Annotated in this window: 13 protein-coding genes; 10 read left to right on the forward strand and 3 right to left on the reverse strand. The window is 27.1% G+C overall.

The window, feature by feature from the left end; genetic code table 11:
- Positions 1–102 precede the first annotated feature (102 nt).
- From hemB to R5Z65_RS05715, 8 genes are all read left to right on the forward strand, one after another.
- The gene (gene hemB / locus R5Z65_RS05680) at positions 103–1,077 is read left to right on the forward strand and encodes a porphobilinogen synthase (protein WP_317367702.1); all 975 of its coding nucleotides are present in this window, start codon (positions 103–105) and stop codon (positions 1,075–1,077) included.
- A gap of 1 nt (position 1,078) precedes the next feature.
- The gene (gene hemL, locus R5Z65_RS05685) at positions 1,079–2,350 is read left to right on the forward strand and encodes a glutamate-1-semialdehyde 2,1-aminomutase (RefSeq protein ID WP_317367703.1); all 1,272 of its coding nucleotides are present in this window, start codon (positions 1,079–1,081) and stop codon (positions 2,348–2,350) included.
- Between the two features lie 87 nt (positions 2,351–2,437).
- Complete coding sequence (locus R5Z65_RS05690) at positions 2,438–3,154, forward strand: isoprenyl transferase (RefSeq protein WP_317367704.1); 717 nt, start codon at positions 2,438–2,440, stop codon at positions 3,152–3,154.
- A gap of 2 nt (positions 3,155–3,156) precedes the next feature.
- Positions 3,157–3,993, forward strand: a complete 837-nt coding sequence (locus R5Z65_RS05695; protein ID WP_317367706.1) for a phosphatidate cytidylyltransferase — start codon at positions 3,157–3,159, stop codon at positions 3,991–3,993.
- A gap of 15 nt (positions 3,994–4,008) precedes the next feature.
- Positions 4,009–5,169, forward strand: coding sequence for a 1-deoxy-D-xylulose-5-phosphate reductoisomerase (locus tag R5Z65_RS05700; protein WP_317367708.1), 1,161 nt, complete (start codon positions 4,009–4,011; stop codon positions 5,167–5,169).
- Positions 5,170–5,196: 27 nt separating this feature from the next.
- Entirely contained in the window at positions 5,197–6,267 is a 1,071-nt protein-coding gene (locus R5Z65_RS05705) for a M50 family metallopeptidase (RefSeq protein ID WP_317367709.1), read from the forward strand.
- 145 nt (positions 6,268–6,412) lie between these two features.
- Entirely contained in the window at positions 6,413–7,462 is a 1,050-nt protein-coding gene (gene ispG, locus R5Z65_RS05710) for a flavodoxin-dependent (E)-4-hydroxy-3-methylbut-2-enyl-diphosphate synthase (protein WP_317367747.1), read from the forward strand.
- Between the two features lie 15 nt (positions 7,463–7,477).
- The gene (locus tag R5Z65_RS05715; RefSeq protein WP_317367710.1) at positions 7,478–11,806 is read left to right on the forward strand and encodes a PolC-type DNA polymerase III; all 4,329 of its coding nucleotides are present in this window, start codon (positions 7,478–7,480) and stop codon (positions 11,804–11,806) included.
- A 202-nt stretch (positions 11,807–12,008) separates the two neighbouring features.
- On the opposite strand, the gene R5Z65_RS05720 is transcribed toward R5Z65_RS05715, so the two are convergent.
- From R5Z65_RS05720 to R5Z65_RS05730, 3 genes are all read right to left on the reverse strand, one after another.
- A complete protein-coding gene (locus R5Z65_RS05720; RefSeq protein ID WP_317367712.1) occupies positions 12,009–12,209 on the reverse strand; it encodes a cold-shock protein in 201 nt (66 codons plus the stop codon).
- 264 nt (positions 12,210–12,473) lie between these two features.
- Positions 12,474–13,526, reverse strand: a complete 1,053-nt coding sequence (locus R5Z65_RS05725) for a DUF1574 family protein (protein WP_317367713.1) — start codon at positions 13,524–13,526, stop codon at positions 12,474–12,476.
- Positions 13,495–14,958, reverse strand: coding sequence for an MBOAT family O-acyltransferase (locus R5Z65_RS05730; RefSeq protein WP_317367715.1), 1,464 nt, complete (start codon positions 14,956–14,958; stop codon positions 13,495–13,497). The genes R5Z65_RS05725 and R5Z65_RS05730 overlap by 32 nt, the downstream gene beginning before the upstream one ends.
- 210 nt (positions 14,959–15,168) lie before the next feature.
- On the opposite strand from R5Z65_RS05730, the gene R5Z65_RS05735 reads away from it, so the two are divergent.
- Together R5Z65_RS05735 and proB are read left to right on the forward strand one after the other, a co-directional pair.
- On the forward strand, positions 15,169–15,993 hold the full coding sequence (locus R5Z65_RS05735) for an Mrp/NBP35 family ATP-binding protein (protein WP_317367716.1): 825 nt from the start codon (positions 15,169–15,171) through the stop codon (positions 15,991–15,993).
- A gap of 92 nt (positions 15,994–16,085) precedes the next feature.
- Positions 16,086–16,895 carry a glutamate 5-kinase gene (gene proB, locus R5Z65_RS05740; RefSeq protein WP_317367718.1) on the forward strand — a complete coding sequence of 270 codons (810 nt, stop codon included), beginning with the start codon at positions 16,086–16,088 and terminating at the stop codon, positions 16,893–16,895.
- Positions 16,896–16,897 lie beyond the last annotated feature (2 nt).

Below are 16,897 nucleotides of genomic sequence, written 5' to 3' on the forward strand. Positions count from 1 at the left end.
AAGAAGCTAAAAAGTATAATTTTATAACATTTGTATCTAAAAAGGCTACTTTAGATAGTTTATTAGAAAAAGTAATAGAAATAGCTAAAAAGGAGGGTGAAAATGAACAGGGGTAGAAGATTAAGACAAAATGAAAACATTAGAAATATGGTTAGTGAAACAAAAGTTAATAAAAAATCTTTAATATATCCATTATTTATACAAGAAGGTAATGGTATAAAAGAAGAGATAAAATCTATGCCTAATCAATTTAGATATAGTATAGATAAATTAAATTTTGAAATAGAAAATCTTTTAAAAAAGGGAATAAATAATATTATTTTATTTGGTATACCAGATAAAAAAGATTGTATGGGAACTGGTGCTTATATAGAAGATGGTATTATACAAAAAGCACTTAAAGAGATAAAGAAAAATTTTAAAGAAATAACTTGTATAGCCGATGTGTGTATGTGTGAATATACAAACCATGGACACTGTGGTATATTAGACGAAAATAACATAGTAGATAATGATAAAACTATAAAAGTATTAAGTAAAATTGCTACAAGTTATGTAGAATCAGGTGCCGATATAATAGCACCATCTGATATGATGGACGGGCGAATAAGAGAAATAAGAAGTGCTTTAGATAAAAAAGGCTTTGTAAATACACCTATTATAAGCTACGCAGTAAAATATTCATCTGCTTTTTATGGACCTTTTAGGGAGGCGGCAGATTCTGCACCATCTTTTGGAGATAGAAAAACATATCAAATGGATTATAGAAATAGAAAAGAAGCATTAAAAGAAGCTTTATATGACATAGAAGAATGTGCAGATATAATAATGGTTAAACCTGCCCTTAGCTACTTGGATATAATAAGAGATATAAAAAATAATATAAATTTACCTGTATGTGCATATAGCGTTAGCGGTGAATACTCTATGATAAAAATAGCCGGAGCAAATGGTATAATTGATGAAGATAAGATTATTATAGAAACAACTACAAGTATGTATAGAGCAGGAACAGATATTTTAATAACATATTTTGCTAAGGAAATTGCAAAATTTATAGATGAAGGGAAGATGTAGTATGAGTATTTTTGATACTGCTAATAAATATATACCTGGTGGAGTGAACAGTCCTGTTAGGGCATTTAAAGCAGTAGATTTAGAGCCTATATTTATAGAAAAAGCTAATAAATCTTATTTATATGATATAAATGGTAAAGAGTATATAGATTATGTTTGCTCTTGGGGGCCTTTAATACTTGGACATAACAATGAGGAAATAAAACAAAACGTTATAAAGGCTTGTGAAAATGGACTTAGCTATGGGACAGCTACAAAGCTAGAGGTGGATATGGCACAGTTTATATGTGAAAATATTACCCATATAGAAAAAATAAGAATGGTTAATTCTGGTACAGAGGCTGTTATGAGTGCTATAAGGCTTGCTAGAGGATATACTGGTAAAGATAAAGTGGTAAAATTTGATGGGTGTTACCACGGGCATAGTGATTCTATGCTTATACAGGCAGGTTCTGGACTTATGACAGAAGGTATACCAGATAGTAGTGGAGTTACTAAAAGTTGCACTATGGATACTATAAGTATACCTTATAATAATCTAGATATACTAGAAGAAGTTTTTAAAAAACATAGTTATAATATAGCTTGTGTTATACTAGAGCCTGTTGCAGCTAATATGGGTGTTGTTTTACCTAATGATGCTTTTTTAAAAGGTTTAAGGCAACTATGTGATACATATAAAAGTCTTTTAATATTTGATGAGGTTATAACAGGATTTAGGCTTAGTTTTGGTGGAGCTAGTGAGTATTTTGGCATAACTCCAGATTTGGTAACCTATGGAAAAATAATAGGTGCAGGTATGCCTGTTGGGGCTTATGGAGGTAAAAAGGAAATAATGGATATGGTAGCACCTAATGGCGCTGTTTATCAAGCTGGGACTTTAAGTGGAAATCCTATTGCTATGACAGCAGGCCTTACACAACTTAAAATATTAAAAGAGAATGAAAGTATTTATAGCAATATAAATAATATGTCTAAATATTTATTTGAAAATTTAAAATATATTATAAAAAGAAATAATTTTGATTGTACAATAAATTATATAGGGTCTTTAGGAAGTATATTTTTTACTAGAGAAAAAGTATTTGATTATATGTCTGCTAAAAAATCTGATACTAAAAAATATGCTAAATACTTTAAAAATATGTTAGATAAAGGTGTATATATAGCTCCAGCACAGTTTGAAGCTATTTTTATAAGTAACGAGCATAATAAAGAAATTATAGATAAAACATTAAATATTATAGAAGACAGTATTAAAAATATTATATAATAAATATATTCTATTAAAAAAATATAGCTTATACTAAAAAAATATGATAAAATAAAAGAAATTGATTAATTATAAATGGAGGTTATTATGGAAAGAGCCTTACCAAAGCACATAGCCATTATTATGGACGGTAATGGAAGATGGGCTAAAAAAAGATTGTTACCTAAAAAAATGGGGCATAGAGCAGGTGCAGATGCATTAAAAAACTTACTTACTAATATTATAGAAAAAACAGATATAGAGCATATTACAGTGTATGCTTTTTCTACTGAAAATTGGAAAAGAGAAAAGCAGGAAGTAGATGATTTAATGAAACTTTTAAAAGATTACATATGCCAATATATAAAAGATAACGAAAAAAATAATATAAAAATAGATACAATAGGAGATATAAGTGTATTAAGTGAAGATTTACAAAAAGATTTAGCTCACTTAGAAAAAATATCTAGTAAAAAAACAGGAGTTAATTTACACATAGCATTAAATTATGGTGGAAGAGATGAAATAGTAAGAGCAATAAAAAATATAGCTAATGATGTTAAAAATGAAAATATATCTATAGATAGTATAACAGAAAGCCTTGTTTCTTCTTACTTAGATACTAGAGAATATAATGACCCAGAGCTTATAATAAGAACAAGCGGAGAGCTTAGAACAAGTAATTTCTTAGTATGGCAATCGGCTTATAGTGAATTTTATTTTAGTGATAAACTTTGGCCAGATTTTACATTTGAAGATTTAGAAGAAGCAATAAATGTTTATCAAAAAAGAGAAAGGCGCTTTGGCGGTAGGTTAGATAGTTAGTAATGTTAGTTAGAATAATATCAAGTTTAGTTTTATTCCCTATACTATTTGCTTTAGTATATTATGGTGGACTACCTTTAAAAATAGGTACTATATTTGTATCTATAATAGCAATGTATGAATTTTATAAGGCAATATGTAAAAAAATAAAGCCTATACATTATATAGGGTTTGTATTTGCACTAATATATTTATTAGTATTAGATACACCATTTTTTAAAATATCAGATTTGATAGTATGTTCATTTTTGTTATTAAGCCTAATATTTATGGTTTTTAATTATAAAAATACAAGTATATTTGATGTGGCTTTAACATTTTTTGGTGTTTGTTATATACCACTTATGTTTTCTACTGTATATTTAATAAGATTATTTGACTATGGCCATTATACAGTTTGGCTACCTTTTATATGTGCTTGGGCTTGTGATACTGGGGCATATTTTACAGGGATAACTATTGGAAAACATAAGTTAACACCAGAGCTTAGCCCTAAAAAAACTATAGAAGGTGCAATAGGTGGTATTGTATTTTCTGCCATATCTTGCGGTATATATGGTATGTTTATGACTAGTACAAAAATAGATAAATCACATATTTTTAATAATAGTACCGTTGCTATTACTAGTTTTATTTTACTTGGTATAATAGGAGCTATATTTGCACAGTTTGGAGATTTAACAGCATCTGCCACTAAAAGAAGATTTAATATAAAAGACTATGGAAACATTATACCAGGGCACGGTGGCATACTAGACCGTTTTGATAGTGTTATTTTTACAGCCGGGATTTGTTATATTATTCTTAAAATAATAGAAATTTATAACATTATTCTTTAATATTTTGGAGGATATATGAATAAAAATATAGTAATATTAGGTTCTACTGGGTCTATTGGAACACAGGCATTAGAAGTGGTAGAAAATTTAAAAAATATAAATATTATTGGGTTATCTACAAATACTAACATAGGTATTTTAGAAGAACAAATAAGAAAATATAAGCCAATGTATGTTTGTGTTATGGATATAGAAAAAGCTAATATTTTAAAAGAAAATATTAAAGATACAGATACACAGGTTTTAATTGGTAAAGAAGGACTTATAAGATTATCTACATTAGATAGTATAGACATAGTTTTAAATTCTTTAGTAGGAAATATAGGGCTTTTGCCTACAATATATGCTATAAGAGCCAAAAAGGACATAGCTCTTGCTAATAAAGAAACTTTAGTTTCGGCAGGTGAGCTTGTTATGAAAGAAGCACAGAAACATAATGTTAATATATATCCTATAGATAGTGAACATTCTGCTATTTTTCAATGTTTACAGGGAAATAGATATGATGAAATAGAAAGAATTATATTAACAGCATCTGGGGGTCCTTTTAGAGAGCATACAAGTCTTGAAAATGTTACTTTAGAACAAGCACTAAATCACCCTAATTGGTCTATGGGTAAAAAAATAACTATAGATTCTGCTACACTTATGAATAAAGGACTTGAAGTTATAGAAGCTAAATGGCTTTTTAATGTAGATATAGATATGATAGAAGTTATTATACACCCACAGAGCATAATACATTCTATGGTAGAATATAAAGATAGCTCTATAATTGCACAGCTCGGCACTCCTGATATGAAAGTTCCTATACAATATGCTTTGGCTTATCCTAAAAGAGTAAAAAATTCATTTGAAAAATTGGATTTAATAAAGCATAATAATCTTACGTTTAGAAAACCTAATTATGAGCTTTTCCCTTGTTTAAAATATGCTTTTGAGGCTATAAAAATAGGTGGGACTATGCCTTGTGTATTAAATGCTAGCAATGAAATAGCAGTAGAATATTTTTTAAATGAAGAAATAAAATTTACTGATATACCTAAAATTGTTTATAAAACGATGGAATGTTATAAAGATAAAAATAATATAGATTACACTTTAGAAGATGTTTTACAAGCAGATGAATTTGCAAGAGATTATGCAAAAAGTTTAATTATATCAAAAAATTTTTAATGCAAAATTATAATGAGGTGACAATATTTGAGCATATTAATAACATTTTTAATATTTGGTTTTATTATATTAATACACGAATGGGGACATTTTATTGTTGCTAGAAAAAGTGGTGTATTTGTAGAAGAATTTGCAATAGGTATGGGAACCAAAATATGGGGTAAAGAAAAAAATGGAACACTATATTCTATTAGACTTTTTCCTCTTGGTGGATATTGTAAAATGAAAGATGAAGATACAGCAAGTGATGACCCAGATAGTTTTTCTAATGCAACTATGCCTAAAAAATTTGCTATAATATTTGCTGGAGCTTTTATGAACTTTATTTTGGCTTTAGCTATATTTATTGGTATTGCCTTTTTTAGTGGGAGTGCTACAACTACTGTAAGAGAAGTACCAGAAGGTTCTCCAGCGTATCAAGCAGGTATACAACAAGGGGATATAATATATAAAGTAGATGGAAAAACTATAAGAAGTTTTGAAGATTTAACATTTAAATTTGCAAGGCTTACACCAGAAACAAATAGAAACTTTGAAATAACTGTAAAAAGAAATGGGAAAAAACTAAACTTTAATTTGAAACCATATTTTGATGAAAGTACAAATAGATATTTAATAGGAATATCTCCTGTATTAAAAAATGGTTTTTTTGCTAAAGATGTTGAGGGTGTAGAAAAAAATACGTTTTTTGGAACTATACGTGATGGTTACTTTAATATGATATTTACTATAAAAGTTACAATAATAGGTGTTGTAGAACTATTTACTGGTCAAATAGCCCTTGACCAGATGATGGGGCCTATTGGTATAACACCTGTAATTGATAACCAGTATGAAAGTGCTATGAAAGTAAGTATAGGTGCTACTATTTTAACTATGCTTAATATAATGGCACTACTTAGTGCTAATATTGGTGTGTTTAATCTTTTACCTATACCTGCTCTTGATGGTGGTAGAATAGTATTTTTATTTATAGAAGCTATAAGAGGAAAGCCTATACCTCCAGAGAGAGAAGGTATGGTTCACTTTATAGGATTTATACTTTTAATGGGATTTGGTGTTTTTATAGCATTTAAAGATGTTATAAATTTATTTTAAATATTTTACTTGAATTTTTACAATATTTTAAATTAATACTGAATACTTATTAATTATAAAAGGTTGATTTTGTATCTTTTGTTATAAAATCAACCTTTTATGACAATAATTTTTAGATAAGGAAGTGATTTTTGTGATAGATTTTATAAAAAGAAAGCAAACAAGAGAGATAGCTATTGGTAGTGTAAAAATAGGAGGTGATAACCCTATTGCTATACAGTCTATGTGTAATACTGATACTAGAGATGCAAAAGCTACAATAGAACAAATAAAAAGATTGGAAGAAGAAGGCTGTGAAATAGTAAGAATAGCTGTGCCTGATATGGAGGCTTGTAATTCTATAAAGGAAATAAAGAAAGGGATAAAAATACCATTAGTTGCTGATATTCATTTTGATTATAGACTAGCATTAAAGGCTATGGAAAATGGTATAGATAAAATAAGAATAAACCCTGGTAATATAGGTAATGAAGAAAGAATAAAGGCTGTTATAGATATGGCAAAAGAAAGAAATATACCTATTAGAATAGGTGTAAATTCTGGTTCTTTAGAAAAAGATTTAGTAGAAAAATATGGAGAAGTTACACCTAAAGGTCTTGTTGAAAGTGCTTTAAGGCACGTTAAAATAGTAGAAAAATATGATTATAATAATATAGTTGTGTCTATAAAAGCATCTAATGTGCCATTTAGTATGCAAACTTATTCTATACTATCAAACGAGATAGATTATCCATTACATCTTGGAATAACTGAAGCTGGAACAGTTTGGAGTGGTGCTATAAAATCTGCAGTAGGTATAGGTTCTATTTTAAGTATGGGTATAGGTGATACTATAAGAGTATCTTTAACAGGCGACCCTGTGGAAGAGGTTAAAACTGCTAAAGAAATTTTAAAATCTTTAGGTCTTAGAAGATTTGGAATAGAATTTGTGTCTTGTCCTACTTGTGGAAGAACAGAAGTTGATTTAATATCTATTGCTAATAAGGTGGAGCAAGAATGTAAAAAAATAAATAAAAATCTTAAAGTAGCTGTTATGGGATGTGCTGTTAATGGTCCTGGAGAAGCTAGGGAAGCTGATATAGGTATAGCAGGTGGTAAAGGGTATGGACTTATATTTAAAAAGGGTGAAATATTAAAGAAAGTGCCTGAAGAAGCACTTATACCAGAACTTTTGAAGCTTATAAATGAGTTATAATTTGGAGTGATTTTTTTGGAAGATAAAAAGTTTTCTAATGTTTTTTCTAAAATAAAATTATCTGCTAATGTAAAAACAGTCCTTAGAAATACTACTGTTGATAATATAAAAATTAATAAAAATAACGCGCTTGCAGAAATATTTTTACAAAGCAATAAAATTATAAATGAAAATTGTTTGAAAGATTTTGAAGAAGATATATTTGATAATTTTAAATTTTTAAAAGAAGTAAAAATATACTTAGAGTACATTTTAGAAGATTTAACATTACAAGAAAAAATAGAAAAAATATGGTCTAATATAATTACTACAATAAGAGAAAAAAGTCCTATGTGTTTTCCTATATTTAAAGATGCTACATTTGAAATAGAGGAAAATGTATTACATATAAATTTATATAAAAAAGGTGCTTTTATATTTAAAACTAAAAAGATAGATAATATTATACAAGATATTATAAAAGATAGGTTTAATATTAATATACCTGTAAAGTTTATAGATTTAGATACTGGAATTGATAACACAGAGCAAAAAAATTATGAATTAAAAGAGCTTATAGCTAAGGCATTAGATAATAAAAATGAGCCTAACATATATGAAGACTACAAAGAAAATAAAACACCAGAAATTAACAGATTTAGGAAAACAAAAAGATTATCTTTAAAAATAAAAGAATTTATAGATGAAAAAATAAATGTAATAAAAAATTCTGTAAATGACGGTGAAACAATAGTTATAAAAGGTAAAATATTTGGTATAGATATAACAGAAACTAAAAAAGGTAAATATATTGTAAAAGTTGATATAACAGATATGACAGACTCTTTAAGTTTTAAGTTTTTTACAGAGCCTGAAGATTTTAAAGAAGATTATAGCTCTATTATAAAAAAAGGAAATTTTGTTATAGTAAAAGGTGAAATAAGATATGACGAGTACATTAAAGAGCTTATATTAGCACCTATGGAAATTTGTTTGACAAATCCACCAGAGCCTAAAATGGATAATAGTAAAGAAAAAAGAGTGGAGCTACATTTACATACACAAATGAGTAAAATGGACGCAGTAACACCTGTTAAAGATATGATAAAAAGAGCAAGTGAATGGGGACATAAGGCAATAGCTATAACAGACCACGGAGTAGTACAAGCTTTTCCAGATGCTATGGATATGGCAAGAAAGCTTGGGATAAAAGTTTTATATGGTGTAGAGGCTTACCTTGTTGATGATTTATCTAGCATTGTACAAGCTAGTAAAAATCAAAATTTAGAAGATGAATATGTTATATTTGACTTAGAAACAACAGGACTTAATAGAGAATATAACAAGATAATAGAAATAGGTGCTGTAAAAGTAAAAAATGGTAAAATAATAGATAGATTTTCTACTTTTGTTAATCCTCACGAGAAATTAACTAAAGAAATTATTGAACTTACTAGTATAACAGATGAGATGCTTATTGATGCTCCAGAAGAAAGCGAAATGTTACCTAAATTTTTTGAATTTTTTGGAGATAGTGTTTTGGTTGCACATAATGCTAAATTTGATATGGGTTTTATAAAAAAATGGGCAGAGCGAAATAATAGAATAGTAGAAAATACTGTTTTAGACACTGTAGGTTTATCTAGAACTATTTTCCCAGAAATGTCAAAGCATACACTTAATGTAATTGCTAAAAAATTAGATATATCTTTAGAAAATCATCACAGAGCCGTAGATGATGCAGAAGCAACTGCACATATATTTATAAAATTTTCAGAAATATTAAAAAATAAATACAATATACATAGCCTTGATGATGTAAACGAACTAGCTAGAACTAATATAGATGTAAAAAAAATAAGACCTACGCATTCTATAATACTTGTGAAAAACCAGATTGGACTTAGAAACTTATATGAGCTGATTTCAAAATCTAATTTAGAATACTTTTTTAGAGAGCCTAGAATACCTAAAAGTGAGTTTTTAAAACTTAGAGAAGGGCTTATTATAGGAACTGCCTGTGAAAATGGTGAGTTTTATCAGGCTGTTTTAAACAATGCTGATGAAGATGAAATAGAAAAACTTGCTAATTTTTATGATTATTTTGAAATACAGCCAACGGGGAATAATGAATTTTTAATAAAAAATGAAAAAGTATCTAACATTAATAGCATAGAAGATTTACAAAATATAAATAAAAAAATTATAGAATATGGGAATAAATACAATAAAATAGTGGTAGCTACCTGTGATGTACATTTTTTAGATAAAGAAGACGATTATTTTAGAAAAATAATAATGGCATCTAAAGGATATAAAGATGCAGATAATCAACCACCTTTATATTTTAGAACAACTGAGGAAATGCTTGAAGAATTTTCTTACTTAGGAGAAGATTTAGCTTATGAAGTTGTTGTTAAAAATACAAATATTGTGGCAGATATGATAGAGGAAGTGTTGCCTATACCAGATGGTACATTTCCACCAGAAATAGAAGGTTCTGACAAAGAATTGACAGAAATAACAATGAAAAAGGCAAAAAGTATATATGGAGAAGAATTGCCTAAAATAGTGAAAGATAGGCTGGAAAGAGAGCTAAACTCTATTATAAAAAATGGATTTGCCGTTTTATACATAATAGCTCAAAAGATTGTTTGGAATTCTAATGACAATGGCTATATTGTAGGGTCTAGGGGGTCTGTTGGTTCTTCTTTTGCTGCTACTATGGCAGGTATAACAGAGGTTAACCCATTATCTCCACATTATTTTTGTAAAAATTGTAAATATTCTGACTTTGAATCTGAAGATGTTTTAGCTTATGCCGGTAATTCTGGTTGGGATTTACCCGATAAAATATGTCCTGTGTGTAGCACTATGTTATCAAAAGATGGACACGACATACCTTTTGAAACATTTTTAGGATTTGAAGGGGATAAAGAGCCTGATATAGACTTAAACTTTTCTGGTGAGTTTCAAGCACAGGCACATCAGTATACAGAAGAACTTTTTGGAACAGGGTATGTATTTAAAGCAGGAACAATAGGTACTCTTGCTGATAAAACTGCTTATGGATATGTAAAAAAATATGCTGATGAAAGAAATATGAGAATAAGTGGGGCAGAGATAAATAGACTTGTAGAAGGGTGTGTTGGTATAAAAAGGACAACTGGACAGCACCCTGGTGGACTTATGGTTGTACCTAATAATAAGAGTATATATGATTTTTGTCCTGTACAAAGACCTGCAGATGACCCAACATCTAATGTTATAACAACTCATTTTGACTATCATTCTATAAGTGGACGTATACTAAAGCTAGATTTATTAGGACACGACGTACCGACTATTCTACGTATGTTAAAAGATTTTACTGGATTTGACCCACTTAATACTCCTATGGATGATAAAGCTACAATGTCTTTATTTACATCTCCTAATGCTTTAGGGGTAACATCTGAGGATATAGAATGTGATACAGGCTCTTTAGGTTTACCTGAATTTGGGACACCTTTTGTTATACAAATGCTTATGGATACAAATCCTAACAGTTTTTCTGACCTTGTAAAAATATCTGGACTTTCTCACGGTACAGATGTTTGGTTTAACAATGCACAAGAGTTAATAAAAAATAATGTGGCTACTCTTAAAGAAGTTATACCTACAAGGGACGATATTATGGTTTATCTTATTTTAAAAGGTGTTGAAAATAAACTTGCATTTACTATTATGGAATCTGTAAGAAAAGGCAAAGGATTGACACCTGAATTTGAACAAGCTATGATAGATAAAAATGTACCAGATTGGTACATAGAATCTTGTAAAAGAATAAAATATATGTTCCCTAAAGGGCACGCTGTTGCATATGTTACTAATGCCTTTAGAATGGGATATTTTAAAATAAATTACCCGTACGCATTTTATGCTAGTTTATTTTCTGTTAAATCTGAAGATTTTGATTATGACTTAATGTGTTTTGGTTTAGATAAAGTACAAGGTGCTATAAAAGAAATACAAGAGCTTGGAAAAGGAGCTACTGCTAAAGAAAAAAATAAGCTTGTTGTTTTAGAGCTTGTTAGAGAAATGTATAAAAGGGGTCTTAAATTTACTAAGATGGATTTATATAAATCTAAAGGGTTTAAATTTGATGTTACAGAAGAGGGGCTTTTACCACCTTTATTTTGTGTACAAGGACTTGGAGAGCTTGCTACACAAAATATTGTAGATGCAAGAGAAAATGGTGAGTTTGATACAATAGAAAATCTTGTAGAAAGAACAAAAATAAGTAAAACTGTTGTGGAAATACTAAAACAAAATGGAGTACTTCAAGGTATACCAGATACCAATCAGCTTACATTATTTGCATAAAAATATAGCAATAATAAAAAGTTAGTAATAATAAAAAGTTAGCTTATAACATAGCTAACTTTTTATTAAATACAATTATGATATGACTTAAATTTTTAAATGAAAAATTATATACATGTGTTTGTATTAATTTTTACGAATAAAAATATATAGGAATATCTGTTTTTAAATACAAAGTATTAAAAAATTTATTATATTTATATTATATTACTGAAACATTAGATGCTTGAGCACCTTTTTCACCTTGAACAACTTCAAACTCAACTGCTTGACCTTCTTTTAATGTTTTAAAGCCATCTGAATTTATAGCAGAAAAATGTACGAAGATATCATCTTCACCCTCTACACTAATAAAGCCAAACCCTTTTTCTTCGTTAAACCATTTTACAGTACCTTTTTTCATTGAGAACATCCTCCTAAAATTAACAAATAAATTTTAATTTTAAATAGAATATATTAACATTAACAACTTTAAAATTAGTATTAAAATGAAAAAAGCTTAGATTAAATCCAAGCTTAAATCCTAAAAAATTATTTAATTTAAAACAACTACGAAAGTATGATGTTAAAATTTATAAAATTAATAAAAATAAAAAACTTGCTTAACATTAAAAACTATTATAAAACTAACATTATAATATCATAGTTATAAAATAAAGTCAATATTTTATGGAATTATATTATTTTCTTTTAAAAAGTTTATAAAATGATTGGAAATTATTTCTACTCCACTATGATTAAGATGTGCATCATCTCTAAAATTGTCATTTGTAAGAAGTGTTTTTTCTATATTTATTAAATTATAATCTATATAAGGAATATTATTTTCTTTTGCAAATGTTGAAATTTTATTATGTATTATATCGTAGTTTTTTATATAGCTCATAGATACATTTGCAACAGGTGCAGTAACAAAAACTAGTTTTATATTATTTTCTTTACAAAGATTAATAATTTTTAATAAGAAATCTTTTTGTGTGTTTGAAAATTCAAAATTTTTACCATCTAGGTTTTTAAATTGGTTTGTTTTATTATATTCATCTTCTAACATTTTATAATTTGAATAAACATATCCTTTTGAACGATATTCTTCTATACCAATTTGTTTTTTTGTTGTTTTGTCTTTAACATTAAATTTTGTTTTTATTTTTTTATTGTATTCGTTACCTTTATAAGCAAAATAATCTTCTTGGTATTTAAAAATATTTGTATTATATTTTATTTTTTCTGAAAGTGGAAAATCTTCTTTTATATATTCTTTTTTTAAAGTATTATTATTTAAAACTTGGAAAAGTGTTTTAACTTGATTAAGCTCAAAATCATTTTGCAATAAGTCCCAATAAATTTCCATAACTACTACTTTGGGTTTTTGATAGTTTAATACTTCTTTTAGTGTATAGTATGTTGAATCTGGATGTTGAAGTGGCATACCCATTTGAAAACTATTTATATTTAAATTTTTATCAAATATTTCTGGGTCGAATGTACAATATGAATGAGAAGAGCCTAAAAATACCATATCTAAGCTATTAGGCGGAAGGTTATAAAAATCTTCAAATCTTTTCTCATTAAATTTATTTATAATATTTTCTGTACTTGCTGAGGAATACTTAATACCTATAAAAGTTATTACAGGTATTAAACAGATTATAAAAATAATCACTTTTATTATAAATTTTATATTTTTTTTAAAATTGGAAGTAAATAAATTGCCCTGCATTACTAAAAACCCCCATAGAAATTATAATTATTGTTATTAGGTAATAAAAAATAAATCTTATTATAAATGGTAATTTATTTAATGTAATATATATTCTTTGTTTATATTCAAATAGTTCTATAATAAATAATAAAATTATGCACCCTGTTGATGCTAGTATTTCAAAAATATTAAGTCCTAGCTCCGTTGAAATGTTATATAAATACTGTATATTTGATATATTTGCTATATCTGAAAATAGATTATTTACTATATAAAAAGCATCTTTTACTGTATTTGCTCTAAAGAAGATTAGAGAAAAACATATTAAGCTAAATGTAATTAAAATTTTAAAGACATTAAAAAAGTTATTTATATATTTATTTTTTATATTAAATCCGATATATTTAAAAAATTTGTGTTTTAAATCTCCTATTATTTGATAAAATCCATTTAACCCTCCCCAAAGGATAAATGTCCAGTTTGCTCCGTGCCATATACCACTTACTAAAAATGTAATCATTAAATTAAAATATGTCCTTATTGTTCCTTTTCTATTACCACCTAGTGGAATATATAAATAATCTTTAAACCAAGTGGAGAGTGATATATGCCATCTTGTCCAAAATTCTTTTACCGTTTTTGAAAAATATGGACTTTTAAAATTTTCCATTAAATTTATACCAAATAGTTTTGCACAACCTATTGCTATGTCTGAATATCCACTAAAGTCGCAATATAGCTGTATTGCAAAAAATATTGTTGCTATTATAAAAGATATACCACTGTAGTCATAAGGGGAGTTATATACTGTATTAACAAGTATTGCAACTCTATCTGCTATAACTATTTTTTTGAAATAGCCTATAAGCATTATTTTTATACCTGTTGAAATATTATTTATATTAAAATTATGCTTTAAAAAGAGCTGATTTAAAAGCCTATCTGCTCTTTCTATTGGTCCTGCAACTAATTGTGGGAAAAACATTATATAAAGGCTTACTTTTAATATATTTTTTTCTGCTTTATATCTTTTTCTATAAATATCTATTGTATAGCTTGTTGCTTGGAAAGTATAGAACGATATACCCATAGGCAAAATTATATCAAAATCTTTTATAGGGTATGGAATGTTAAAATAATTATATAAAGCCATAAAAGAATGGTTTATAAATATGCTATATTTAAAAATAAAAAGAATTATAAAATTTATAATTAACCCAAATGTTAAAATAAATTTTCCTTTACTGTTATATTTTTCTATTAATATGCCAATATAATAATTAAAAAAGCTAGAAAATAAAATTAGAAAAATAAATTCTATCCTCCAAGCCATATAAAATATACAGCTACCAACTAAAAGTAAATACCATCTATATTTGTGAGGTAATGTATAGTATAAACCTAGTGTACATACTAGAAATATTAAAAATGTAAGTGAATTAAAAAGCATTTTACACCTCTCTTGTAGTTATATTTTTTTATTATACGTTATTTTTATAGCATTTTCAATAGCTATTTCTAATAACTACTATTGAATAATAATATATATTATAGATTTGACAATAGATAGTATATTTGTTAATATTATTATAGAAATTGATTTTATTATTTTGAAGAGTTAAAGTTTATATATATTAAAATTTTTAAGGAGATGAAATAAATGGGAAATTGTAGTTCTTGTCCTTCTAAAGGAAGCTGTGGAAAACAAGAAGATACTTGTGGTATAAAAGTAAATGATAAAAATAAAATTAAAAATGTTATTGGAGTAATGAGTGGCAAAGGTGGCGTTGGTAAAAGCACTATTTCTGTTAGCTTAGCTAAAGAGCTTAATAGCCAAGGATACAAAGTGGGTATATTAGATGCTGATATTACTGGGCCTAGTGTTGTTAGATTATTAGGAATTGACAAAGATGTGCGTGCTATGGGTACAGCTAATCAAGAAATTATACCTGTAACATCTAAAGAAGGTATTAAAGTTATGTCTTTAAACCTTCTTATAAAAGATGAAAATCAACCTGTTATATGGAGAGGCTCTTTACTTAGTAACTGTGTAAACCAGTTTTGGAATGACGTTTTATGGGAAGAGCTTGACTATCTTATTATTGATATGCCTCCTGGAACAGGTGATGTAACATTAACTGTTATGCAATCTATACCTTTAACTGGCCTTATTATAGTATCTGTACCTCAAAGTATGATATCTATGATTGTTACTAAATCTATTAATATGGCTAAAAAAATGGGAATTAAAATATATGGTATTGTTGAAAATATGAGTTATATTTTATGTCCTCATTGTAATGAAAAAATTTATATTTATGATAAGGAAGAAACTAATAATTTATTAAAAGATAACGAGCTTAAACTTTTAGCAGAGTTTCCTACAACTAAAGATTTAGCTAACATATATAAAGGTAGCTTTGAACAATTTGATTCTATTATAAAAGAACAATTTAAAAATATAGTAAATGAAATAGTAAAATAAATAAATTTAATATACTAAAGAGTTTGAATTATTAAGTTCAAGCTCTTTAAATATATTAATTATTATAAAGTGAAATAAAGGGAATAAGTATTATGAATTTTAGAGAAAGAATAAAAGATTATAAACGAATTGTTGTAAAAATAGGAACTACATCTTTAACACATAAAAATGGGAGAATAAATTTACAAGCTATTGAAAATCTATCCTGGGTATTATCTGATATTAGAAACCAAGGAAAAGAAGTTATACTTGTATCATCTGGTGCTATTGCTGTTGGTACTGATAGATTGGCTTTAGACGAAAGGCCTAGAGATATAATAGGAAAGCAAGTAGCATCTGCTGTTGGACAAGGTGTACTTATGCAAATATATGAAAGCTTTTTTTCTAAATACAACCAGAAAGTTGCTCAAATATTACTTACAAAAGATGTATTTGATAATAATATGACTAGAGAAAATGCTCAAAATACTTTATTTAAGTTATTAGAAATGGGTGTTATCCCTATTGTAAATGAAAATGATACTATATCTACTGATGAAATACAAGGATTTTCTGATAATGATACATTATCTGCATATGTTTGTAATCTTGTTAAAGGAGATATTTTAATTATTTTATCTGATATTGATGGTATGTATACTAAAGACCCTAATAAATATAATGATGCTAAAATAATTAGTAAAATAGTTGAAATAAACGATAACATAGAAAATAGTGCCGAGGGCTCTAATAGTCTTTTAGGTACTGGTGGTATGAAGACTAAAGTTAATTCTGCAAAAATGGTAAATGAAAACGGTGCTGATATGATTATTGCTAGTGGTAAAGAAAGCAGTATTTTATTTAAAATATTAAATGGTGAAGATATAGGGACTTTATTTGTTTGTAAAAAAGATGGGAGGTAGAA

The organism is uncultured Tyzzerella sp. (assembly GCF_963558545.1).
Classification (GTDB): domain Bacteria; phylum Bacillota; class Clostridia; order Lachnospirales; family CAG-274; genus Tyzzerella.

Coding starts and splice junctions, on each gene's coding strand:
- hemB (WP_317367702.1), top strand. CDS start 103: ATGAACAGGGGTAGAAGATTAAGACAAAATGAAAACATTAGAAATATG.
- hemL (WP_317367703.1), top strand. CDS start 1,079: ATGAGTATTTTTGATACTGCTAATAAATATATACCTGGTGGAGTGAAC.
- R5Z65_RS05690 (WP_317367704.1), top strand. CDS start 2,438: ATGGAAAGAGCCTTACCAAAGCACATAGCCATTATTATGGACGGTAAT.
- R5Z65_RS05695 (WP_317367706.1), top strand. CDS start 3,157: ATGTTAGTTAGAATAATATCAAGTTTAGTTTTATTCCCTATACTATTT.
- R5Z65_RS05700 (WP_317367708.1), top strand. CDS start 4,009: ATGAATAAAAATATAGTAATATTAGGTTCTACTGGGTCTATTGGAACA.
- R5Z65_RS05720 (WP_317367712.1), bottom strand. CDS start 12,209: ATGAAAAAAGGTACTGTAAAATGGTTTAACGAAGAAAAAGGGTTTGGC.
- R5Z65_RS05725 (WP_317367713.1), bottom strand. CDS start 13,526: ATGCAGGGCAATTTATTTACTTCCAATTTTAAAAAAAATATAAAATTT.
- R5Z65_RS05730 (WP_317367715.1), bottom strand. CDS start 14,958: ATGCTTTTTAATTCACTTACATTTTTAATATTTCTAGTATGTACACTA.
- R5Z65_RS05735 (WP_317367716.1), top strand. CDS start 15,169: ATGGGAAATTGTAGTTCTTGTCCTTCTAAAGGAAGCTGTGGAAAACAA.
- proB (WP_317367718.1), top strand. CDS start 16,086: ATGAATTTTAGAGAAAGAATAAAAGATTATAAACGAATTGTTGTAAAA.